This is a genomic window from Paracoccus sphaerophysae (assembly GCF_000763805.1).
Lineage (GTDB): Bacteria > Pseudomonadota > Alphaproteobacteria > Rhodobacterales > Rhodobacteraceae > Paracoccus > Paracoccus sphaerophysae.
This window is the reverse complement of sequence record NZ_JRKS01000001.1, coordinates 20,289-41,263: the sequence shown is the minus strand read 5'-3', so window position 1 is coordinate 41,263 and position 20,975 is coordinate 20,289. Positions and strand designations below refer to the sequence as shown.

The 20,975-nt window shown below is 69.7% G+C and carries 21 protein-coding genes, 1 other RNA gene and 1 pseudogene; 17 read left to right on the top strand and 6 right to left on the bottom strand.

The features are described from left to right. Positions 1–161: 161 nt before the first annotated feature. The 13 genes and pseudogenes from IC63_RS00225 to IC63_RS00170 all read left to right on the top strand — a co-directional run bounded on the left by IC63_RS00225 (position 162) and on the right by IC63_RS00170 (position 11,555). A complete protein-coding gene (locus tag IC63_RS00225) occupies positions 162–1,211 on the top strand; it encodes an ABC transporter substrate-binding protein (RefSeq protein ID WP_036715841.1) in 1,050 nt (349 codons plus the stop codon). Positions 1,212–1,298: 87 nt separating this feature from the next. Beyond that, positions 1,299–2,441 (top strand): TRAP transporter substrate-binding protein, encoded by a 1,143-nt coding sequence (locus tag IC63_RS00220; RefSeq protein WP_084115275.1) that lies wholly within the window; start codon positions 1,299–1,301, stop codon positions 2,439–2,441. A 59-nt stretch (positions 2,442–2,500) separates the two neighbouring features. Then, positions 2,501–2,914: a PaaI family thioesterase gene (locus tag IC63_RS00215; protein WP_198026206.1), complete on the top strand. Its 414-nt coding sequence runs from the start codon at positions 2,501–2,503 to the stop codon at positions 2,912–2,914. 337 nt (positions 2,915–3,251) lie between these two features. Next, positions 3,252–3,388, top strand: a pseudogene (gene hemP, locus IC63_RS17155) (hemin uptake protein HemP). A 29-nt stretch (positions 3,389–3,417) separates the two neighbouring features. Continuing rightward, entirely contained in the window at positions 3,418–4,674 is a 1,257-nt protein-coding gene (locus IC63_RS00205; protein ID WP_198026211.1) for an imelysin family protein, read from the top strand. A gap of 7 nt (positions 4,675–4,681) precedes the next feature. Continuing rightward, the gene (locus IC63_RS00200; protein ID WP_036715834.1) at positions 4,682–4,933 is read left to right on the top strand and encodes a (2Fe-2S)-binding protein; all 252 of its coding nucleotides are present in this window, start codon (positions 4,682–4,684) and stop codon (positions 4,931–4,933) included. 14 nt (positions 4,934–4,947) lie between these two features. Next, on the top strand, positions 4,948–5,433 hold the full coding sequence (gene bfr / locus IC63_RS00195) for a bacterioferritin (RefSeq protein ID WP_036715831.1): 486 nt from the start codon (positions 4,948–4,950) through the stop codon (positions 5,431–5,433). A 72-nt stretch (positions 5,434–5,505) separates the two neighbouring features. Beyond that, positions 5,506–7,083, top strand: a complete 1,578-nt coding sequence (locus IC63_RS00190; RefSeq protein ID WP_036715829.1) for a di-heme oxidoreductase family protein — start codon at positions 5,506–5,508, stop codon at positions 7,081–7,083. Next, positions 7,065–8,033, top strand: a complete 969-nt coding sequence (locus IC63_RS00185) for an imelysin family protein (RefSeq protein ID WP_036715828.1) — start codon at positions 7,065–7,067, stop codon at positions 8,031–8,033. The genes IC63_RS00190 and IC63_RS00185 overlap by 19 nt, the downstream gene beginning before the upstream one ends. A 3-nt stretch (positions 8,034–8,036) precedes the next feature. Beyond that, positions 8,037–9,095, top strand: a complete 1,059-nt coding sequence (locus IC63_RS00180; RefSeq protein WP_036715826.1) for a DUF1513 domain-containing protein — start codon at positions 8,037–8,039, stop codon at positions 9,093–9,095. Between the two features lie 80 nt (positions 9,096–9,175). Beyond that, positions 9,176–9,532: a transfer-messenger RNA gene (gene ssrA / locus IC63_RS17150) on the top strand. Positions 9,533–9,618: 86 nt separating this feature from the next. Continuing rightward, positions 9,619–10,293, top strand: coding sequence for a glutathione S-transferase (locus tag IC63_RS00175; RefSeq protein ID WP_036715824.1), 675 nt, complete (start codon positions 9,619–9,621; stop codon positions 10,291–10,293). Then, on the top strand, positions 10,293–11,555 hold the full coding sequence (locus IC63_RS00170) for a glutamate-5-semialdehyde dehydrogenase (protein WP_052041755.1): 1,263 nt from the start codon (positions 10,293–10,295) through the stop codon (positions 11,553–11,555). Before IC63_RS00175 ends, IC63_RS00170 begins: the two co-directional genes overlap by 1 nt. A gap of 6 nt (positions 11,556–11,561) precedes the next feature. On the opposite strand, the gene IC63_RS00165 is transcribed toward IC63_RS00170, so the two are convergent. Further along, positions 11,562–12,215 (bottom strand): histidine phosphotransferase family protein, encoded by a 654-nt coding sequence (locus IC63_RS00165; protein ID WP_052041733.1) that lies wholly within the window; start codon positions 12,213–12,215, stop codon positions 11,562–11,564. Between the two features lie 39 nt (positions 12,216–12,254). Between IC63_RS00165 and IC63_RS00160 the strand changes: the two genes are divergently transcribed. The 3 genes from IC63_RS00160 (at position 12,255) to IC63_RS00150 (ending at position 14,198) form a co-directional block, all read left to right on the top strand. After that, the gene (locus tag IC63_RS00160; protein ID WP_036715817.1) at positions 12,255–12,434 is read left to right on the top strand and encodes a DUF3553 domain-containing protein; all 180 of its coding nucleotides are present in this window, start codon (positions 12,255–12,257) and stop codon (positions 12,432–12,434) included. A gap of 124 nt (positions 12,435–12,558) precedes the next feature. Then, on the top strand, positions 12,559–13,341 hold the full coding sequence (locus tag IC63_RS00155; protein WP_036715815.1) for a GNAT family N-acetyltransferase: 783 nt from the start codon (positions 12,559–12,561) through the stop codon (positions 13,339–13,341). After that, positions 13,338–14,198, top strand: coding sequence for a lysophospholipid acyltransferase family protein (locus tag IC63_RS00150; RefSeq protein ID WP_052041732.1), 861 nt, complete (start codon positions 13,338–13,340; stop codon positions 14,196–14,198). Before IC63_RS00155 ends, IC63_RS00150 begins: the two co-directional genes overlap by 4 nt. 59 nt (positions 14,199–14,257) lie before the next feature. On the opposite strand, the gene IC63_RS00145 is transcribed toward IC63_RS00150, so the two are convergent. Further along, positions 14,258–16,036: an SLC13 family permease gene (locus IC63_RS00145; RefSeq protein ID WP_036715812.1), complete on the bottom strand. Its 1,779-nt coding sequence runs from the start codon at positions 16,034–16,036 to the stop codon at positions 14,258–14,260. Positions 16,037–16,164: 128 nt separating this feature from the next. Beyond that, positions 16,165–16,995 (bottom strand): TIGR00282 family metallophosphoesterase, encoded by an 831-nt coding sequence (locus tag IC63_RS00140; protein ID WP_036715810.1) that lies wholly within the window; start codon positions 16,993–16,995, stop codon positions 16,165–16,167. Between the two features lie 76 nt (positions 16,996–17,071). On the opposite strand from IC63_RS00140, the gene rarD reads away from it, so the two are divergent. Then, positions 17,072–17,968: an EamA family transporter RarD gene (rarD, locus tag IC63_RS00135; protein WP_036715809.1), complete on the top strand. Its 897-nt coding sequence runs from the start codon at positions 17,072–17,074 to the stop codon at positions 17,966–17,968. Here the strand turns inward: rarD and IC63_RS00130 are convergent. The 3 genes from IC63_RS00130 to IC63_RS00120 form a co-directional block, all read right to left on the bottom strand. Beyond that, on the bottom strand, positions 17,965–19,014 hold the full coding sequence (locus tag IC63_RS00130) for a histone deacetylase family protein (protein ID WP_198026205.1): 1,050 nt from the start codon (positions 19,012–19,014) through the stop codon (positions 17,965–17,967). The genes rarD and IC63_RS00130 overlap by 4 nt on opposite strands. 142 nt (positions 19,015–19,156) lie before the next feature. Next, entirely contained in the window at positions 19,157–19,789 is a 633-nt protein-coding gene (locus IC63_RS00125) for a phosphatase PAP2 family protein (RefSeq protein WP_052041731.1), read from the bottom strand. A gap of 110 nt (positions 19,790–19,899) precedes the next feature. Further along, positions 19,900–20,919, bottom strand: a complete 1,020-nt coding sequence (locus IC63_RS00120) for a ribose-phosphate pyrophosphokinase (protein WP_036715806.1) — start codon at positions 20,917–20,919, stop codon at positions 19,900–19,902. Positions 20,920–20,975: the final 56 nt, after the last annotated feature.

Sequence of the window (20,975 nt, the reverse complement as noted above, 5' to 3'; positions counted from 1 at the left end):
GCTGGCGGGCCATCTGCACCAGCCGGGCGCCCGGGCGCAAGCCTTGCCCAAGGTTGCGCCAGCCGCGCCCGTTCACGCCCCGCTCGCGGCATCGCCGCTTGCCCCGCGCCGCCGCCGCCGCTAGCGTCCGGCCAAAGCACCAACACCGGAGGAACCCTGCCTTGACCCTCATCCGCTCGACCGCGATCGCGCTTGCGCTGTCCGCCATCACCCCGGCGGCGTTTGCCGCCGATAAGGAACTGACCGTCTTCGACTGGGCGGGGTTCGAGGAACCGTCGATCTTCCAGGGCTATATCGACAAGCACGGCGACAGCCCGACCTTTGCCTTCTACGGCGACGACGACGAGGCGTATCAAAAGCTCGCCTCGGGCTTCAAGGCCGACATCGCCCATCCCTGCAGCCAGATGGTGTCGAAATACCGCGATGCCGGGCTGATCGAGCCGTGGGATGCCGCCCGCATCCCCGCCGTGGCCGACATCGACCCCAAGTTCCTGAACTCGCCGGTGTTCAAGGACGACAAAGGCCTGTGGTACATCCCGACCGACTTCGGATCGACCGCCATCGCCTATAACACCGAAAAGGTGCCGGCCGAGGACGTGTCCACCCTGCAGGTCTTCGTGAACCCGGCCTACCAGGGCCGCACGACGCTGCCCGATTCCGCCGATGACGTCTGGGCGCTGGCCTATCTGGCCACAGGCGTGACCGACTGGACCAAGGTCACCGACGAACAGTTCCAGAAGGCCGCCGACTGGCTGCGCGAGGCCCACAAGAACGTCAACGCCTATTGGGCGGACCCCGCCGACGAGGCGCAGCTGATGGCGTCGGGCGCGGTCGACGTGGCCTGGTCGTGGAACGACGTGCTCGCGCTGCTGGCCAAGGAAAACTACCCGGTCGGCTATCAGCGCGCGGCCAAGGAAGGGTCGTCGACCTTCTTCTGCGGCTTCATCAACCTGAAAGACGGGCCGGGCAACGAGGACAAGGCCTACGACTTCATCAACGCTTGGCTGGACCCGTCCTCGGCCAAGGGGCTGCTGGACACGATCGGCTACGGCTCGACCAACACCAAGGGTCTGGCGACGGTCGCCGACGACCCCCGCGTCAAGAACGGCCTGGGCGACGCCGGCGGGCCGATCCTGGCGCAGACCCCCAACGACCCGGCGCAGCGCGAAAAGCAGCTGGCCGAGTTCGAAAAGATCAAGGCCGGGTTCTGATCCGCGCCCGATGATCCAGGACGGGCGGCCGCGCTGGCCGCCCCTTTTCCTTCGGCGCCCCCCGCGCCGTCACGCAAGGAGCGATCCATGAAACGCCGCGTCTTCCTGTCCACCGCCGCGATGGGCAGCGCCGCCTCGATGCTGGCCGCCCCGGCCATCGCGCAGGCCGCCCCGCAGGTCAGCTGGCGGCTGACCTCGAGCTATCCGAAAAGCCTCGAGACGCTCTACGGCATTTCCGAACAGGTCTCACGCCGGATTTCCGAGATGACCGATGGCGGCTTCCAGATCCAGCCCTTCGCCGCCGGCGAGATCGTGCCCGGCCTGCAGGCCATCGACGCGGTCAGCGACGGCACCGTGGAATGCGCCCATTCGCTGGGCAGCTTCAAGATCGGCGCCGACCCGACCTGGGCCTTCGACACCTCGCTGCCGTTCGGGCTGAACACCCGCCAGACCATCGCCTGGCTGTATTACGGCGGCGGGCGCGAGCTGGTGAACGAGTTCATGGCCAAGTCGAACCTGTGGTCGATCCCGTCGGGCAATACCGGGGCCCAGATGGGTGGCTGGTATCGCAAGGAGATCACCTCGCTCGAGGATCTCAAGGGCCTCAAGCTGCGGATCGCGGGGCTGGGCGGGACGATCCTGCAGCGGCTGGGCGTCGTGCCCCAGCAGATCGCCGGCGGCGACATCTATGCGGCGCTGGAACGCGGGACCATCGACGCGGCGGAATTCTCGGGGCCGTTCGACGACGAGAAGCTGGGCTTCCAGAAGGTCGCGCAGCATTACTACTACCCCGGCTGGTGGGAAGGCACGGCGAACGTGGGGCTGTACGTCAACCTCGACAAGTGGAATGGGCTGCCCAAGCATTATCAGGCGGCGCTGGAGGCTGCGTGTTCCGAGGCGATGAGCCACTGCATCGCCAAATACGACAACGGCAACCCGGATGCGCTGATGCGGCTGGTCGGGTCCGGCGCGCAGCTGCACGCCTTCCCCGACGACGTGCTGGCCGCGGCCTTTGCCGAGTCGCGCAAGGTCTATGAGGAATTCGCCGCCTCGAACGAGGGCTTCCGCAAGATCTATGACAACTGGTCGGCCTATTGGCAAAAGCAGCAGCAATGGCTGCGGGTGGCCGAGCTGCCCTATGACTTCGTGACCTCGGGGCAGGCCGCGTCGGCGGCCCAGGCGCCGGCAGCGCCAGCCGAGGCGCCCGCAGCCGAGGCACCCAAGAACTGACGCCAGGCGGGGCGGGGCGGCACCTTCGCCGCCCCGCCCCTTCGCAGAAAGGACCGCCCGTGGAGCGTGAGGAACAGGAACGCATCGCCTTCGACCAGCCCGCCTTCGCGCGGCTGCTGGGGTTCCGGCTGGTCTCGGTCGCCCCCGACGAGGTGGTGGCCGAGATGGCAGTGACGCCCGATCTCGCCAACCGCAACGGGGTGATGCACGGCGGCGCGATCATGGCGCTGGCCGACAACCTCGGCGGCACGGCGACGATGATCAACCTGCCCCCCGGCAAGACCACGACCACGATCGAGAGCAAGACGAACTTCCTGCGCCCGATCCGCATCGGCGACACCGCGACGGCGCGGGCCGTGCCGCTGCACAAGGGGCGCACGACGATGGTGTGGCAGACGACGATCACCCGCCCCGACGGCAAGCCCGCGGCGGTCGTTACCCAGACCCAGCTCACCATCGACTGGAAGGACTGAGGCTCAAGGCCGGCGGCAGGCCGTTCCCGTCCTTGCCGGCCCGCTACTGCGCCGACAGGTCGTCATGGTCCGCCGCGATGCGCTGCATCCGCGCCTGCAGTTCAGGCTGCGCATCCGCCTCCTCCGCGTCACCGACCGCACCCGACAATTCGACTGCCGGTATCCGCGGGGTCGAGCGTGCGCGGCGGCGGAGGGAGCGGCCCAAAATCTGCTGTACCCACAACTCCCTTGACATCCCACATCCGACGTAAATAGTCAGGCATAGTATCCGACTAAACCAGTCACCTTAGGCATCTGCATGAACGACCTCAGCTTTCACGGCAGCGACCGCACCGCGATGCCCGTCGCCCCCGCCCGGCCGCTGCACGACGCAACCGCGCTGACCGAGGGCGGCAACCTCGCCCGAACGCGCTCGATGGGCAGGTCTACACCCTGCGCATCACCCGCGCCGGCAAGCTGATCCTGACCAAGTAACCCAAGCAATTCGGAGCCCGGCGATGCGCCTGACCCCCTCTCTCGTCGCCCTGACGCTCACTGTCTCTCCGCTCGCCGCAGTGGCGGGTCTTGTCACGCCGGATGCGGTCGTCGCCCATTACGCCGACATCGCCGCCGCGGCCTATGACGACAGCGTCACCACGGCGCAGGCGCTGCAGCAGGCGGTGGCGGCGCTGGTCGCCCAGCCGTCCGAGGCCACGCTGGGCGCCGCCCGCAGCGCCTGGACCGCCGCGCGCGTGCCCTATCAGCAGACCGAGGCGTTCCGTTTCGGCAACCCGATCGTCGATGACTGGGAGGGCCGGGTGAACGCCTGGCCGCTGGACGAGGGGCTGATCGACTATGTCGCCGAGGGCACGCCCTCGGCCGAGGATAACGAGCTGGCGCAGCTGAACGTCATCGCCAACCCGGACCTGAAGATCGGCGCCGACACGCTGGACGCCGCGACCATCACCCCCGACACGATCCGGGCGCTGCACGAGGCCGGCGGGATCGAGGCGAACGTCGCCTCGGGCTATCACGCCATCGAGTTCCTTCTGTGGGGCCAGGACCTGAACGGCACCGGCCCCGGCGCGGGGAACCGGCCGCACACCGACTATGCCCGGGGCGCGGACTGCACCGGCGGCAATTGCGACCGCCGCGCGCAGTATCTGACCGCCGCGACCGACCTGCTGGTGGCCGACCTGCAGGAGATGGCCGCCAACTGGGCCCCAGGCGGCGCGGCCCGCGAGGCCGTGACCGAGAACCCGCAGGCGGGGCTGAACGCCATGCTGACCGGCATGGGCAGCCTCAGCTATGGCGAGCAGGCGGGCGAGCGGATGAAACTGGGGCTGATGCTGAACGACCCCGAGGAGGAGCACGACTGCTTCTCGGACCAGACCCATCTGAGCCATTATTACGACGGGCTGGGGATCCGGAACGTCTATCTGGGCAGCTATGCGCGCCCGGATGGCAGCACGGTGGAAGGCCCCTCGCTGTCGGCGCTGGTCGCCGCCCGCGATCCGGCCGTGGATCAAGCGCTGCGCGCCGATCTGGACGCGACGATGGCTGCGCTGGGCAAGCTGCGCGACACCGCCGAGGGGGGCATGGCTTATGACCAGATGCTAGCCCCCGGCAACGACGCGGGCAACGCCGCGATCACCGCTGGCATCGACGCGCTGGTCGCGCAGACCCGCAACATCGAACGCGCCGTGGCCGTGCTGGGGCTGGACAAGATCGCCTTCGAAGGCTCGGACAGCCTCGACAACCCCGACGCCGTCTTCCAGTGAGCCCGCGATGATCGTCTGCCACTGCACGGGAATCACCGACCGGCAGATCCGCTCTGCCGTCGGCTGGATGCGCGCGTCTGATCCGGATACAATCGTGACGCCCGGCAAGATCTATCACGCGCTGGGCCGCCGCGCCGATTGTGGCGGCTGCATGAAACTTTTCGTCGCCACGATGCGGGCCGCGGAAGGGTTTGCCGTGGATGCCGGACCGGCATCCGTTCCGGCGATCCTGCGCGGACTGTCTCGGGCGGCAGTTTGAAGGAGAGGCGGACCATGAAGGGTGATCCCAAGGTCATCGACTATCTGAACGCGGCGCTGCGGTCGGAACTGACCGCCGTCAGCCAGTACTGGCTGCATTACAGGCTCCAGGAGGACTGGGGCTACGGCCGCATCGCCAACAAGTCGCGGGCCGAATCGATCGAGGAGATGAACCACGCCGACCGGCTGATCCAGCGCATCATCTTTCTGGAAGGCCACCCGAACCTGCAAAAGCTGGACGCGCTGCGGATCGGGCAGACCATCCGCGAAACGATGGAGGCGGATCTCGCCGGCGAACATGACGCGCGGACGCTGTATCTCGAGGCACGGCAATACTGCGCGCAGGTGAACGACCAGGTGTCCAAGTCGCTGTTCGACGACCTGATCGCCGACGAGGAAGGCCATATCGACTTTCTGGAAACCCAGCTGCAGCTGCACGACGAAATCGGCGCCCAGAATTTCGGCCTGCTGAACGCCAAGCCGGCCGACGAGGCCGAATGAGTCCCCCCGCGGTCCCGGCCTGCCACGGCCGGGATCGCCCCTCTGCCCGGGGCAAAGCCGGGCCGGACGACCATGAACCCCGCTCCGCTTCTCTGGCTGTGCCTGCTGGCCCTCGGGGCCACCGCCTCTGCGGAAACCCCCGCTGACGCCGTCCGCGCCGTCCCGGTCGCCCCGGACGCGGCCGCGGCGACCGCCTGGCAGACCGAGCCGCATCTGTCCGTCATCCCCCGGACTGAAGCCGAACGCGCCCGGATCGCCAAGGTGCTGGCCCCGCCCACCGACTTTTCCGCCCCCGAGCCGTTCGAGACAAAGCCGGCCGGGGCAGCGACCACCCGGCTGATGCCCGGCACCGAGGCGTTTTCGCAGTTCTCGCCCAACATGCCGGTCGACCGCGAGATGGACTTCAAGATCGGCAACGGCATCTTCCGCAAGCTGTGGGTCGGCGCGCCGTCCTCGACCAGGGGCAGCGACGGGCTCGGGCCGCTCTACAACGCGCGGGCCTGCCAGAACTGCCACATCAAGGACGGCCGCGGGCACATGCCGGACGGCCCCGATGACAGCCGCGTGTCGGCCTTCCTGCGCCTGTCGATCCCCGGCGGCCCGGACCGGCCCGAGATCCCCGGCTATATCCCGACCCAGCCCGATCCGGTCTATGGCGGGCAGCTGCAGGACCTGGCGCTGGAAGGCTATCTCGCGGAGGCCCGGATGGGGGTCAGCTGGACCGAGATGCCGGTGACGCTGGCCGACGGGTCGGTCGTCAGCCTGCGCCGCCCGGCCTATGCGGTCGAGGCGCCGGCCTATGGCCCGCCGCACCCGGCGCTGCAGGTCTCGCCCCGGGTCGCGCCGCAGATGATCGGGCTGGGGCTGATCGAGGCGGTCCCGGTCGCCGACATCGTCGCCGGCGCCGACCCCGAGGACGCCGATGGCGACGGCATCTCGGGGCGTGAGCAGATCGTCTGGTCCAGCCAGTTCGACCGGCCGATGCTGGGCCGCTTTGGCCACAAGGCGGGCAACGCCACCATCCTCGAACAATCCGCCAGCGCATTTTCTGGCGACATGGGCCTGTCCACGCCGCTGTTCGACTCACCCTCGGGGGAATGCACCGACGCGCAGACGGACTGCCGCAGCGCGCCGTCCGGGCAGGAACCCGGCATCCGCGACGGGCTCGAGGTGGACGGCGCCAGTCTCGATCTGGTCAATTTCTATTCCCGCAACCTCGCCGTGCCGGAACGGCGCGGGGCCGACGATCCGCGCGTCCTGCGCGGGAAAGAGATCGCCTACACGATCGGCTGCACCGCTTGCCATCGGCCGAAATTCGTTACCCATCGCCTCAAGGACCAGCCCGAGCAGAGCTTTCAGCTGATCTGGCCCTATACCGACCTGCTGCTGCACGATATGGGCGAGGGCCTGGCCGACGGCCGCCCCGAAAGCCGCGCCGACGGGCGGGAATGGCGCACCGCGCCCTTGTGGGGCATCGCGCTGAACGGCAAGGTGACGGGGGTGGAATCCTATCTGCATGACGGCCGCGCGCGGTCGCTGATCGAGGCGGTGCTGTGGCATGGCGGCGAGGCTCAGGCCGCCCGCGACGCCGTGGTGAACCTGCCCGCCGAGGACCGAAAGGCGCTGATCGCATGGCTCGAATCGCTCTGATCCTGACCCTGCTGGCCTCTCCCGCCGCGGCCGATGTGGCGCAGGCGGTGGATGTGATCACACCGGCCTATGCGGCGCTTGCCGACAGCGCCGCTGACTTGGCCCGGGCCGCCGCCGCGGATTGCGCGCCCGAAGGGTTGCGGCCGGCCTTTCAGGCGGCGTGGGACGACTGGGCGCGAATCGACTTCCTGCGCCTCGGCCCGGTCGAAACCGACGGCCGCGCGCTGGCGATGGCGTTCTGGCCCGATCCCAAGGGCTCGGGCCTGCGGGCGCAGCAGGCGGCGCTGGCCGAGGGCGCGGCGGTGGCCAGCGACCCCGACCGCTTCGCCAGGGCCTCGGTCGCGATGCGCGGCTTTGCCGGGCTGGAGCGGCTGCTCTACCCCTCGCCCCTGCAGGGCGCCGAGGCCGAATTGTGCCTGCTGACCCGCGCCACCGCCGCCGATCTGGCCCGGATGGGGGCCGACATCGCGGCGGAGTGGCCTGCCCATGCCGAGTTGCTGACCCATCCCGGAGAGGGCAACGCCGCCTACCTGACCCCGACCGAGGCCCGGCAGGCCCTGTATACGCAACTGGTCACCGGCCTGTCGGCGCTGGAAAAGAACCGGCTGGGCCGGCCGCTGGGAACGTTCGACAAGCCGCGCCCGGACCGGGCCGAGGCCGTCGCCGCGGGCCGCAGCCTGCGCAACGTGGTGCAGTCGCTGACCGGAATGCGCGATCTGGCGCTGGCGCTGCACAGCCCGGCGCCGCAGACCCAGGCGGCGTTCGACCGCGCGCTGGACTTGGCCGAACGGCTGGACGATCCGGTCCTGGCCGGCGTCGCCGATCCGCAGCGGCGGCTCAAGGTCGAGATCCTGCAGCAGGCGGTGAACTCGGCCAAGGTCGCGGTGGAGACCGAGATCGGGCCGGCGCTGGGCGTCAGCGCGGGCTTCAACGCGCAGGACGGCGACTAGGCGATGACCGACCGCCGCACCCTGCTGAAGGGCCTCGCCGCCGCCATGCTGCTGCCCGGGCGCGGCTGGGCGGCCGCCGGCGCGCCGGTCTGGGTTGCCGCCGCCCGGGATCCCGATGGCCGCCACGCGCTGCACGGCATCGCGGCGGATGGCGGCCTGACCTTTGCGGTCCCGCTGCCCGGGCGCGGCCACGCCGCCGCGCTGCACCCCGAACGCGCCGAGGCGGTGGCCTTTGCCCGCCGCCCCGGCACCTTCGGCGTGGTGCTGGACTGCCGCACCGGCGCCGCGATCCGCAGCCTGACCCCGCCCGAGGGCCGGCAGTTCAACGGCCACGGCGCCTTCTCGCCCGATGGGGCGCTGCTTTACACCTCCGAGGTGGCGGCCGAAGGCTCGGCGGGCCGCGTCGGCATCTGGGACACCCGCCATTATGCGCGTGTGGGAGAGTGGGACACGGGCGGGATCGGCCCGCACGACCTGCGGGTGCGACCGGACGGCACGCTGGTCGTCGCCAATGGCGGCATCGCCACCGACCCGCAGGACCGCACGCCGCTGAACCTGGGCACGATGCGGCCGAACCTCGCCACGCTGGACGGCGGGGGCACGATCCTGACCCGGCAGGAGCTGCCGGGCGCGCTGTGCGCGAACTCGATCCGCCATCTCGCGCTGCTCGAGGACGGGGTGGCCTTTGCGATGCAATGGCAGGGCGACGCGGCTGAGCCGGTGCCGCTGCTGGGCATCGCCCGCGGCGAGGACATGGTCACCTGCGGCGTCCCGGAGCAGGACGCCTTCGCGATGCAGGGCTATGCGGGGTCGATCGCCGCGGCGGGCGATGCCATCGTCGTCACCTCGCCGCGGGGCGGGGTGGCGATGATCCACGGCCGCGACGGCGCCCACCGCGTGACCCTGCGCCGTGCCGATGTCTGCGGCGCGGCGGCGGGCGTCGACGCGCCGTTCACGCTGACCGACGGCGCGGGCGCGATCTGGGCCGCCGACACCGGCGGCCTGCGGCTGATGGCGCGGCACGAGCTTGCCTGGGACAACCACCTGATCGCCGTGGGGTAAGCGAGAACAGGCGTGGCGCGTCGGGGTGTGACGCGGCAGTCAACAGCTTCGCGCGCATCGGCCCTGACCCGGCCCTCGCGCCACTTGCGTCAGCCGCAACCCGGCCCTATCTTTGCCCTTGTCCGGGTTCGCCCGGACTATGGACATAAACGCGCAGGTAATAAGCGGATTGGACCCGGGGGCGGTACCCGGCGGCTCCACCAAAATCCCTTCGTTGGGGGCAAATGGGGCCGAAACAGGATCGACAAACGTCTAAAGCTGTTTGCTTTGTCTCGGTGAGCTACCACCGTTATCGGTGCAAAAAGTACAGTTGCCAACGACAACCGTGCTCCGGTGGCTCTGGCTGCGTAAGCAGTTCGAGTTATCGAAACCTAAGTCCTTGCGCTTAGCCGCGTAAGGCGGGGCCCCCAGGCGCCTGGCAACAGAAGCCTGGGACTTTCCTTGTCATGTCACGAGACCCGTCCGGGCTTTCGCTTGTCCCCCCGCTGTGGCACCAACACGCCACATCGCAAGGCGGGCCTTCATGCTGACCATCCATCACCTGAACGAAAGCCGCTCGCAGCGGGTCATCTGGCTCGCCGAGGAGTTGGGCCTGCCCTACGAGCTGGTCCGCCACCAGCGCGACCCGCGGACGATGCTGGCGCCCGCCTCGCTCAAGGCGCTGCACCCGCTGGGCAAGGCGCCGATGGTCGCCCATCGGGGCCGGGTACTGGCCGAGACCGGGGCGATCGTCGCGGCGCTCGCCCGCGGCTCGGCGCTGCTGCCCGACGAGGGAACGGACGCGGGCGACGCGGTACGCTACTGGCTGCACTATGCCGAGGGCTCGGCGATGCCGCCGCTGGTGATGCGGCTGGTGCTGGGGCGCATCCCCGCCTCGGTCCCGTGGCCGCTGCGCCCGGTGGCGCGGGCGATCACGCGCGGGGTCGAGACCGCCTATCTCGGCCCCGAGATGACCCGCCAGCTCGACTGGTGGGAGGCGAGCCTGACCGGCGACGGCTGGTTCGCCGCCGGCCGCTTCACCGCCGCCGACGTGATGATGAGCTTCCCGGTCGAGATGGCGGCCCTGCGCGGCGGGCTGACCGACCGGCCGGCGACGCGCGGCTGGCTGGACCGCATCCACGCCCGCCCGGCCTATCAGCGCGCGCTGGTGGCGGGCGGCCCCTATTCCGGCGCCGGCACTGGCGAGAGGACCGCATGATGACGACCGAGACCCCTGACGCCCTGATCGCCCGCCTTGCCGCCGCCGCGCGCGAGGCGGCGGCCGCGCTGGCCCATGCCCCGGCCGACCGCAAGCAGGCGGCGCTGACGTTCGCGGCGCAGGCGATCCGCGACGCCGAGGGCGCGATCATGGCCGCCAATGCCGAGGACCTGGCCTATGCCGACGGCAAGGGCCTGTCGCCCGCGATGGTCGACAGGCTGCGGCTGGATGCCGGCCGCATCGCCGCCATTGCCGATGGCCTGCGTGCCGTGGCCCGGCAGCCCGACCCGGTGGGTCGGCTGCTGGCGGAATGGGACCGCCCGAACGGGCTGCACATCCAGCGCGTCTCGACTCCGCTGGGGGTGCTGGGGGTGATCTATGAAAGCCGGCCCAACGTCACCGCCGATGCCGGCGCGCTGGCGCTGAAATCCGGGAACGCCGTGATCCTGCGCGGCGGCACCGACAGCATCCATTCATCGGCCGCGATCATGGCCTGCATGACCGAGGGGCTGCGCCAGGCCGGCCTGCCCGACACCGCGATCCAGATGGTGCCGACCCGCGACCGCGCCGCGGTGGGCGCGATGCTGCGCGCCCAGGGGCTGATCGACGTCATCATCCCGCGCGGCGGCAAGGGTCTGGTGGGGCTCGTCCAGTCCGAGGCGCGGATCCCGGTCTTTGCTCATCTGGAAGGCATCTGCCACGTCTATGCAGATGGCGAGGCCGACCTGGACAAGGCCCGCCGGGTGGTGCTGAACGCCAAGACCCGGCGCACCGGGGTCTGCGGCGCGGCCGAATGCCTGCTGATCGACCGCCAGTTCTATGCCCGCCACGGGGCGGTGCTGATCGAGGACCTGCTCGCCGCCGGCGTCGAGGTCCGCGCCGCGGGCGATCTGGCCCGCATCCCCGGCACCGTGCCCGCGCAGCCCGACGATTTCGGTCGCGAGTTCCTGGACATGATCATCGCGGTCAAGCTGGTGGACGGGGTCGACGGGGCGATCGAGCATATCCGCCGGCATGGCAGCCAGCACACGGAAAGCATCCTGACGGAAAACGACACAACCGCGGCGCGGTTCTTTGAACGGCTGGACAGCGCGATCCTGATGCGCAACGCCTCGACCCAGTTCGCGGATGGCGGCGAATTCGGCATGGGCGCGGAGATCGGCATCGCCACCGGCAAGATGCACGCCCGCGGGCCGGTGGGGGCGGAACAGCTGACCAGCTTCAAGTATCTGGTGACCGGCGACGGCGCTGTCCGCAGCTAGGGCCGCTCAGAAGGTGATCTCGCCCCCCGAGGCGTCCACCTCCCACGCGATGGGGCGGTCGTTGCGCGCCGACAGCACGCCGAGCATTGCGAAATGCACCTCGGCCGCGACCGGCATCTGCGGCGGGGCCTCTGGCCGGTGGTCCAGCCAGCTCCACGAGGCGGGCTCGAACCGGGTGCGCGACGCTTCGCCCACCAGGCGCCAGCCATTGCCGGTGCGGCAGACCAGCACCCGCCCGCCCCAGGGCATGGCGCTGTCCATGCACATCAGCGCCAGCAGGATCATCCTCGCCTCGGGGCGCGAGACGTCGCCGCTGCCGTCGAGTTCGACGGTCAGCCGGCCGCCGGCGGTGAAATCCGCCATGAGCTGCCCGATCTCGGACACCGCGACGCGCTGGTCTGGGGGGGCGTGGCCGAAGGCGGTGCGAAAGAACCGCACCCGCGCCCGCGCCGCCTGCACGCTTTCGGTGATCAGGGCAAGTTCGGGGGATTTCGATATCCCCGGAAAGTCGCCCGACATCTCCAGCAGTTCAACGCCGTTCCCGATCGCGCCCAGCGGCGAGACGAGGTCATGGCACAACCGGGCCGCGACCAGGCTGGCCAGCTCGGCTTCATCGCGGGCCGGCTGCGGGCGGCCGTTCGGCATTGTGACGGCCGTCATCGTCCGTTAGCCTCGGCGGCCAAGGCGGGGGCGGCAGACATGACCAACGACATTCTCGAACCCGGCATGCTGGTGCGCCATCCGGCGGCGCCAGAATGGGGGATCGGACAGGTCCAGTCCCGGATCGGAGACCGCATCACGGTGAATTTTCCAGAGGCGGGAAAACAGGTGCTGGACAGCCGGAATGTCGCACTTGAACTGGTCATGATCCCTTCCTGACGTCCGTGATGTATACAGTGTCTTCAGCACAACCTTCAGATGTGTCAAGCGAATATCCGCCACTTTTCATATATCAATCGGCGGAGTGCCGCTTGGTTGCAACGCCGCCCCGAACGAGTGAACGATGAAGTCCGAACCCGCCTGGCTTGACGTCCGCCTTGCCGAAACCCAGCCCGACCTGCTGGCCGCGCAGCGGCTGCGCTATCGCGTCTTCGTCGGCGAGCTGGGCGCGGACGGCCCGCTGGTGGATCACGACGCACAGCTGGAACGCGACGAATTCGACCCCATCGTCGATCACCTGGTGCTGGTCGACACGCGCCGGGACCCGGCGGCGGGGAACCATGTCGTGGGCGTCTATCGGCTGCTCAGGGGCGATGCGGCGGAACGCTTCGGCCGGTTCTATTGCGACGACGAATACGACCTGACGCCGTTGCGCGGATCGGGGCGGCGGTTGGTTGAGCTGGGGCGGTCCTGCGTGGATCCCGCCTATCGCGGCGGGTCGGGCATGTTCATGCTGTGGAACGCGCTGGCCGACTATGTGCTGGACAACGGGATCGAGATCATGTTCGGCGTCGCCAGCTTTCACGGCACCGATATCGAGGCGCTGGCGCCGGCGCTGTCCTGGCTGCACCACCACCACCTCGCCCCGCCCGAACTGCGCCCGACGGCACGGCCGCCGAATGCCCAAACCATGGACCTGATCCCGGCCGACCGGCTGGACCGCCGCGCCGCGATGACGGTGATGCCGGCGCTGATCAAGGCCTATCTGCGGCTGGGCGGCGTGGTGGGCCAGGACGCGTGGGTCGACCACGCCTTCAACACCACCGACGTGTTCCTGCTGATGGACACCGCCGCCATGTCCGAACGCCACCGCAAGTTCTATCAGGACCGCTGGCAGGGCGCATGAGCGCGCATCCTTCTCCGCCAACCGGGCCGCCATCCCGGGCACCATCCGGGACATGGCGCGGAGAAACCCCGCCGCCCCCTGCCCGCCCCGGCCCGCTGGGCTGGGCACTGGCCCTGTCGCGCGGGCTGTCGGTGATCTCGGTGCTGCTGATCGGGGTCATCCTCATCCTCCCCCTGCGCGCCATCGAGCGTCTGTTTGCCGGCCCGCGCCGGCCGCTGACCGGGCCGTGGGTGCAGGGCGTCTGCCGGCTGTGCCTGTGGCTGATGGGCATCGGCTGGCAGCGGATCGGGACGGCCATGCGCGGCCCCGGCGCGATGGTCGCCAACCACTCCAGCTGGCTCGACATCTTCGTGCTGAACGCGGCGGCGCCGCTGTTCTTCGTCAGCAAGGCCGAGGTCGCGGGCTGGCCCGGCATCAACATCCTGACCCGGGTGACCAACACGCATTTCGTCACCCGCGACCCGCGGCTGGCCCGCCAGCAGGCCGCCGAGTTCGCCGCCCGCACCGCCGCCGGTCACCGGCTGCTGTTCTTTCCCGAGGGTACCTCGACCGACGGCCTGCGCGTCCTGCCCTTCAAGCCGACGCTGTTCCAGGCCTTCCTTGACCCGGATCTGCCGCCGGGGCTGGCGATCCAGCCGGTCAGCGTCCGCTATCACGCGCCGTCTGGCCGCGCGCCCGGCTTCTATGGCTGGTGGGGCGACATGGCGCTGGGGCCGCATCTGCTGGCCGTCCTGGCCCAGGCGCGCCAGGGCGGCGTCACGGTCACGCTGCACCCGCCGATCCCGGTCGCCGGCCACAGCCGCAAGTCCCTTTCCGCCGCCGCCGAAGCCGCCGTCCGCGCGGGCGGGCCGGGCTGAAGAGCTCGAGCGGTCTCAAATGTCCCGGGGGTCCGGGGGGTGGCCCCCGGTCGGGACGCTTACAGCGGCCAGAACAGCGGGATCGTCAGGCACGCCACGATGCCGGTGACGATGTCCAGCGGGATGCCCATGCGCATGAAGTCGGTGAACTTGTAGCCGCCCGGTCCATAGACCATCATGTGCGTCTGATAGCCGATCGGCGTCGCAAAGGCGACCGAAGCCGAGAACATCACCGCCACCACATAAGCGCGCGGATCGTGGTTCAGCTGCTGCGCCAGCTCGATGGCGATCGGGGTCAGGATCACCGCGACGGCATTGTTGGACAGCAACTCGGTCATCGCGAGACCGAGGAAATACACCGCCACCAGTGTCCAGAACGGTGACAGCCCGGCCAGGAACGGCGCGATGGCGTCCACGATCAGCTTGACGGCGCCGGTGGCGTCCAGCGCCTCGCCAATCGCCAGCATGGCGAAGATCATCGCCAGCAGCCGCGCCTCGACAAAGCCGAAGGCCTCGTCGGGATCGACGCAGCCCGAGATCAGGATGATGGCCGCGGCCAGGAACGACAGCGCCATGATCGGCGCGACGTTGAAGGCGGCCAGCACCACCACCCCCAGCAGCGCGGCGGCGGCGATGGGGGCGTGCTTGCGGCGGAACGGCTTGGTCGTCGGATGGGTCACGTCGACCAGGTCCATGTCGGCGGCGAGCCGGGCGATGTCCTCGGCCGCGCCTTCCAGCAGCAGCGTGTCGCCGACGCGGATCTCGAGGTCGTCCAGCTGGCGGCCGATGTTCTGGTTCCGGCGATGCGCCGCGATCGGATAGACCCCATAGCGGCGGCGCAGGCGCAGGTCGCCCAGCCGGCGCCCGATCATCCGCGCCCCGGGCGAGATCAGCACCTCGACGGTCTCGGTCTGCACCGAGGACAGCTTGTCCAGCGCCCGCAGGTCCCTGTTCTGCTGCATTTCCAGCAGGTCGGCCATCACCGACCGGATCACCACCCGGTCGCCGGACTGGAGCACCACGCTGTCCATGTCGCGCCGCAGCGAGGCGTCCCCGCGCAGCACGTCGATGACGCGCACGGCCTCGCGCTGGAACATCTTCACGTCCGACAGGTTCATGCCGACGATGCCGCTATCCTCGGGGATGGCGACCTCGGTGAAATACTTCATCTGCGAGCGGTCGGTCAGGAACGACGCCATCGAGCCGCGATCCGGCAGCAGCCGCCAGCCGACAAGGCCGATGAAGGCGGCGCCGGCGAGGGTAACGGCGATCCCGACCGGGGCGATGTCGAAGATGCCGAACGGCTCCATCCCCTTGGCGCGCACGACGCCGTCGACCAGCAGGTTGGTCGAGGTGCCGATCAGCGTGATCATGCCCCCCATGACGGTGAAATAGCTGAGCGGCATCAACAGCTTGGATGCCGAGATATTGGCCTTCTTGGCGACCTGGATGACGATCGGGATCATCACCGCCACCACCGGCGTGTTGTTCATGATCGCCGAGGCCAGGCAGACGAAGGCGAACATCACCGCGATGGTCAGGATCGGCTGGGTGCCGGCCCGGCTCGCCACCAGCCGGCTCAGCTGGTCCAGCGCGCCGGTCCGCAACAGCCCGCCCATGGTGATGAACATGAAGGCGATGGTCCACGGCGCGTTGTTCGACAGCACGCTGCCCGCATCCTCGACCGGCAGCAGGCCCAGAATCATCATCAGGGCGGCAGCGCCGATGGCGATGACTTCCGGCGGCTGATCCTCGCGGATGAACATCACGAACATCACGGCGATGATCACCAGGGTCGCGATCGCACCCGCCTGGCCGGTCAGGGCAATGCCAAACATTCACTCACCTCGAACCAACTGCGCCGGCGAACCGGCTGGCGGCAGCGTTGCCCCATTTCCTACTTGCCCGCAAGGTAATGCCGCCGGCGCGCGGTGGGGCCGCAGCGTCAGGCAAGAACTCGCCGCCCTCATCCGGGGGGCATCGCGTCGGGGATCGTGGCAGCCAGCCGCCCGCCCTCGCGCACGGGATGGACCGACCGGGCCAGCCCGCTGCGGTCGTCGGTGACGACCAGCACGCCCGAGATCGTGGCCTCGCCCTCGGCCGGGGTAAAGCGGCCCTGCGCCATCCCGGTCAGGAAGCGCCGCATCGGCTCGGTCTTCTCCATGCCGATGACGCTGTCGTAATCGCCGCACATCCCGGCATCGGACTGATAGGCCGTCCCCCGCCCCAGCACCTGCGCATCGGCGGTCGGGACATGGGTGTGGGTACCGACGACGAGGCTGGCGCGGCCGTCGCAGTAATGGCCCATCGCCATCTTCTCGCTGGTCGCCTCGGCGTGGAAATCCAGGACCGCGGCCTGCACCCCGCCGCCCAGGACATGGGCGCGCAGCACCGTGTCGACGGCGCTGAACGGGTCGTCGAAGGGGCGCTTCATGAAAACCTGCCCCAGCGCCTGCGCCACCAGCACCCTGCGGCCGCGCTGGTCGGAAAACACCCGTGCCCCGCGGCCGGGGGCCTCGCGGGCAAAGTTCAGCGGCCGGATGATCCGCGGCTCGCCGTCGATGAAGGACAGCATGTCGCGCTGGTCGAAAGCGTGGTCCCCCAGCGTCAGCACGTCTGCGCCCGCATCCAGCAGCAGCGTGGCATGGGCCGCCGTCAGCCCCATGCCGCCGCTGGCGTTTTCGCCATTGACGATGGTGAAATCCGCCCGCAGCCGGGATTTCAGCGCCCCCAGCCGCTCGACGATCGCCCGCCGCCCGGCCCGTCCCATCACGTCGCCCAGAAAGAGAATCCGCATGGCCCTTGGCTAGAACCTTCCGCGCGGCGCCTCAACCCCGCTGGCAGCCGCCGGCGCGCGAAGCTATGTCCGGGCCATGTCCGCCACCGATTCGCAGACCGACTCGCCCCGCGGCCTTGCCCTGGCCATCGCGACCTATGTGTTCTGGGGCTTCCTGCCGCTTTACATGCGCGAGATGGCGCATATCCCGCCGTTCGAAATCATCGCCCACCGCATCCTGTGGTCGCTGCCTATCGCGCTGGCCGTCGTCGCGTCGCGGGGCGGGCTGGACAAGGTGGTGCAGACGCTGCGCCAGCCGGCCCTGGTGCGGATGGCGGCGCTGACCGCGGTGCTGATCTCGGTCAACTGGCTGATCTATGTCTGGGCCGTCACCAACGGCCGCGCCATCGAGACGGCGCTGGGCTATTACATCAACCCGCTGTTCTCGGTCGCTCTGGGCGCGCTGCTGCTGGGCGAGACGCTGACCCGGCCGCAGATCGCGGCCATTGCGCTGGCGGCGGCCGCCGTGCTGCTGATGACCTTTTCCGCCGGGGGGCTGCCGGTGGTGGCGATCGGGCTGACGCTCAGCTGGGGGCTGTATGCGTTCTGCAAGCGCAGGCTGCCCTTGCCCGCGAACGAGGGCTTCACGGTAGAGATCCTGGCCCTCGTGCTGCCGGCGCTGGGCTATGTGCTGTGGCTGGCGGCAACCGGGCGCGGCCATTTCGGCGCCAACCTGCACGACACCGCGTTCCTGGTCGGCGCCGGCGCGGTTACCGCGATACCGCTGATGATGTATGCCAACGCCGCCAAGCTGATCCGGCTGTCCACCATCGGTATCCTGCAATACATCGCGCCGACGCTGATCTTCCTGACCGCGGTGCTGATCTTCCACGAGCCCTTCGGCGGGGTGCGCAGGATCGCCTTCCCGATGATCTGGGCGGCGCTGGCGATCTATAGCGCGACGCTGCTGCGCCGGTGGCCCGCGCGCGGCTAGCCGCCCAGCCCCTGCAGGAACGCCGTCAGGCTGGGGTCGAGGACGTCGATCCCGTAGCCGCCCTCCTGCACGATCAGGGTCGGCAGGTCCAACCGCGAGACGGCCTCGCCGATCGCGGCGAAGTCGCCGCTGTCGAGCGCCAGGACGCCGATCGGATCGGCACGATGGGCGTCGAACCCCAGCGCCACGACCAGCGCCCGCGCGTCGAATTTCCGGATCGCCTCTGCCGCCAGCTGCAAGGCCGCCTGCATGGCGCCTGTCCCCGAACCATGCGGCAGGGGCAGGTTGAGGTTGGCGCCCGCGCCAGCGCCAGCGCCGGCCTCATCGGCATAGCCGGTATAGAAGGGGTAATAATCCGCCGGGTCGGCGTGGATCGACGCCGTCAGCACGTCTGGTCGGTCATAGAAGATCTGCTGGGTCCCGTCGCCGTGATGGGCGTCCACGTCCAGCACCGCCACCCGCCCGAACCGCAGCGCCAGCCGTGCCGCCGCGATGGCGCTGTTGTTCAGGTAGCAGAACCCCGACGCCCGGTCGGCCCGCGCGTGGTGGCCCGAGGGGCGGCACAGCGCATAGGCCAGCCCGGCCCCATCGGCGACGGCCTCGGCCCCCACTACGGCCGTCTCGGCCGATTGCCGGATCGAGGTCCAGCTATGCGCATCCAGGGGCACCGACATGTCGCCCAGATACCAGCCGAGCCGCCCGAGGAGGCCCGTGGGCCGCGGGGCCGGCCGGGCGCGTCGCTCGGGCCGCCCGCTCCAGTAAGGAAAAGTGGCGGGCCAGACCTCGGGGCCGCGGTCCTCGGGCAGGGTCTGCCACTGGTCCCAGGCGGTGCGCAGGAACTCGACGTAATCGGCGGTATGGACGGCAAGGATGGGGTCCATACCGACAGGCGGGGGCGTCTCGACCGGGATGCCCCGCCCGGCCAGCGCCTGAAGGAGACGCTCGGTCCGCTCGGGCAGATCCCTCGCCCGGACGACGCGGCCGAAGCGCATGTATTGCTGGGGCGCGTGCAGCGCCTGATGGGGGTGGTAGAAGGCGCGCATCATCGGGTCCCTTCGGCTGGTGGTGAGGCTGGCGATGGGCGTGCGGACCGCAAGCGCCGGCGGTGGAACCGGGGCGCTGCCCCGGACCCCGGGATATTTGCGGACAAGAGATGCAGGCAGCAGGACCTGGATGGCCGGCCATGCCTCAGGCGTCGTTCTCGGACGCCCCGCGGCGGCGGATCAGGGCGCGGCGGCCGGCGCGCACCCGGTCGTCGGGCAGGGCCTGCAGCGCATGGTGGACCACGGCCTCGGCGGCGATGCCGACCGCCGCACCGGCGATGACGTCGGCCAGGTGGTGGGTGGCGCGCGGAACCTGGACCAGCCCGATCAGGGCCGCGAGACCCAGCAACGGCCCCTTGGCCCCCGGGGCGACGCGACCGATCGCCCGCGCCGCCGCAAAGGCGTCGGCCGTATGACCCGAGGGAAACGAGTTGTAGGGATGCGAGTCCGGGCCGTTCACCCCGGTCTCGTAATGCCCTTCCTCGAGCAGCTTGTAGGGGCGCGTCCGCACCACGACGCTCTTGATCGCCGACTTGGTGCGGGTAGCCAGCCACAACGCCGCCAGGGCCCGCCCCCCGCCTTCGGCCAGCCGCGGTCGCCTTGACAACAGCCCCGCCCCCAGCGCGATGGCGGCGAGGGTGAAGGCCGGCGGCTGGTCGGCGATCTCGCTGGCGGCGCCCGCCGCCGCGATCACCGGGTGGTCGCGCATCTGGCCGGCTTCGACCGACAGCGCCACATCGGCGGCATGAAGCTGGTCGATCACGCTGTCTTCGGTCATTCCGGGCCCCGCCCCTGATCCGTCATCTGCCCCCCGAACACCGCCCGGCGGCCCGGGGTTGCCCCGGCTGACATAAATCACCCGTGCGCTCGGCGCCCGCCCGCCGCCGATCAGACCGAGCTGTACATCCCCTCGTAGACCGGCTGCAGCGTATCCAGCTCGAACAGCGACGACACCGAGGTGCCGTTCCAGATCGACATGATCGCCTGTGCGAACAGCGGCGCCGTGGGGACGATGCGGATGTTGCGGGCGTTGCGGACCGGCTCGGGCTGGTTGATGGAATCGGTGATGACCAGCGATTTCATCACCGACCCCTCGATCCGTTCGACGGCCGGGCCGGACAGGACGCCGTGGGTGATGTAGGCGTGGACCTCGGTCGCGCCGTGATCGGCCAGCAGCTGGGCGGCCTTCACCAGCGTCCCCGCAGTGTCGCAGATGTCGTCCACGATGATGCAGGTCTTGCCCTCGACATCGCCGATCACGGTCATGTCGGCGATCTCGCCGGCCTTTTCCCGGCGCTTGTCGACGATCGCCATCTGGGCGTCGATCCGGGTCGCGATCTCGCGCGCCCGCCCCACCCCGCCCACATCGGGCGACACCACCATCAGGTCGTCGGCCTTGCCTTTGAACTGGTGCATGATGTCCAGCGAAAACACCGGCGCGGCATAGAGGTTGTCCACCGGGATGTCGAAGAACCCCTGGATCTGCGTCGCGTGCAGGTCCAGCGTCAGCACCCGGTCCACCCCGGCCTCGGTCAGGATGTTGGCGACCAGTTTGGCCGAGATCGGGGTGCGCGCCTTGGCCCGGCGGTCCTGGCGGGCATAACCGAAATAGGGGATCACGGCGGTGATCCGCGCTGCGCTGGACCGGCGCAGGGCGTCGGCCATGATCAGCAGCTCCATCAGGTTGTCGTTGGCCGGGTTCGAGGTCGGCTGGATGATGTACATGTCCTCGCCGCGGACGTTCTCGTAGACCTCGACGAAGATTTCCTGGTCGTTGAACCGTTCGACCCGCGCGTCGACCAGGCCGACATTCATCCCGCGATGCATCGACATGCGCCGGGCGATGGCCGTGGCGAGCGGTCGGTTGGCGTTTCCGGCGATCAGCTTGGGTTCGGTCATGGCGGGCATAGTCATCCTTTCCGCAGCTGCCGGCCGGATTCGGCGCGGATTGCGCCCCGATTAGC

What these genes read in the sequence shown, in the direction of transcription:
- IC63_RS00220 (WP_084115275.1), top strand. Translation starts at nt 1,299, where the DNA reads ATGAAACGCCGCGTCTTCCTGTCCACCGCCGCGATGGGCAGCGCCGCC.
- IC63_RS00200 (WP_036715834.1), top strand. Translation starts at nt 4,682, where the DNA reads ATGATCGTCTGCCACTGCACGGGAATCACCGACCGGCAGATCCGCTCT.
- bfr (WP_036715831.1), top strand. Translation starts at nt 4,948, where the DNA reads ATGAAGGGTGATCCCAAGGTCATCGACTATCTGAACGCGGCGCTGCGG.
- IC63_RS00190 (WP_036715829.1), top strand. Translation starts at nt 5,506, where the DNA reads ATGAACCCCGCTCCGCTTCTCTGGCTGTGCCTGCTGGCCCTCGGGGCC.
- IC63_RS00185 (WP_036715828.1), top strand. Translation starts at nt 7,065, where the DNA reads ATGGCTCGAATCGCTCTGATCCTGACCCTGCTGGCCTCTCCCGCCGCG.
- IC63_RS00180 (WP_036715826.1), top strand. Translation starts at nt 8,037, where the DNA reads ATGACCGACCGCCGCACCCTGCTGAAGGGCCTCGCCGCCGCCATGCTG.
- IC63_RS00175 (WP_036715824.1), top strand. Translation starts at nt 9,619, where the DNA reads ATGCTGACCATCCATCACCTGAACGAAAGCCGCTCGCAGCGGGTCATC.
- IC63_RS00170 (WP_052041755.1), top strand. Translation starts at nt 10,293, where the DNA reads ATGACGACCGAGACCCCTGACGCCCTGATCGCCCGCCTTGCCGCCGCC.
- IC63_RS00165 (WP_052041733.1), bottom strand. Translation starts at nt 12,215, where the DNA reads ATGACGGCCGTCACAATGCCGAACGGCCGCCCGCAGCCGGCCCGCGAT.
- IC63_RS00160 (WP_036715817.1), top strand. Translation starts at nt 12,255, where the DNA reads ATGACCAACGACATTCTCGAACCCGGCATGCTGGTGCGCCATCCGGCG.
- IC63_RS00155 (WP_036715815.1), top strand. Translation starts at nt 12,559, where the DNA reads ATGAAGTCCGAACCCGCCTGGCTTGACGTCCGCCTTGCCGAAACCCAG.
- IC63_RS00150 (WP_052041732.1), top strand. Translation starts at nt 13,338, where the DNA reads ATGAGCGCGCATCCTTCTCCGCCAACCGGGCCGCCATCCCGGGCACCA.
- IC63_RS00145 (WP_036715812.1), bottom strand. Translation starts at nt 16,036, where the DNA reads ATGTTTGGCATTGCCCTGACCGGCCAGGCGGGTGCGATCGCGACCCTG.
- IC63_RS00140 (WP_036715810.1), bottom strand. Translation starts at nt 16,995, where the DNA reads ATGCGGATTCTCTTTCTGGGCGACGTGATGGGACGGGCCGGGCGGCGG.
- rarD (WP_036715809.1), top strand. Translation starts at nt 17,072, where the DNA reads ATGTCCGCCACCGATTCGCAGACCGACTCGCCCCGCGGCCTTGCCCTG.
- IC63_RS00130 (WP_198026205.1), bottom strand. Translation starts at nt 19,014, where the DNA reads ATGATGCGCGCCTTCTACCACCCCCATCAGGCGCTGCACGCGCCCCAG.
- IC63_RS00125 (WP_052041731.1), bottom strand. Translation starts at nt 19,789, where the DNA reads ATGACCGAAGACAGCGTGATCGACCAGCTTCATGCCGCCGATGTGGCG.
- IC63_RS00120 (WP_036715806.1), bottom strand. Translation starts at nt 20,919, where the DNA reads ATGCCCGCCATGACCGAACCCAAGCTGATCGCCGGAAACGCCAACCGA.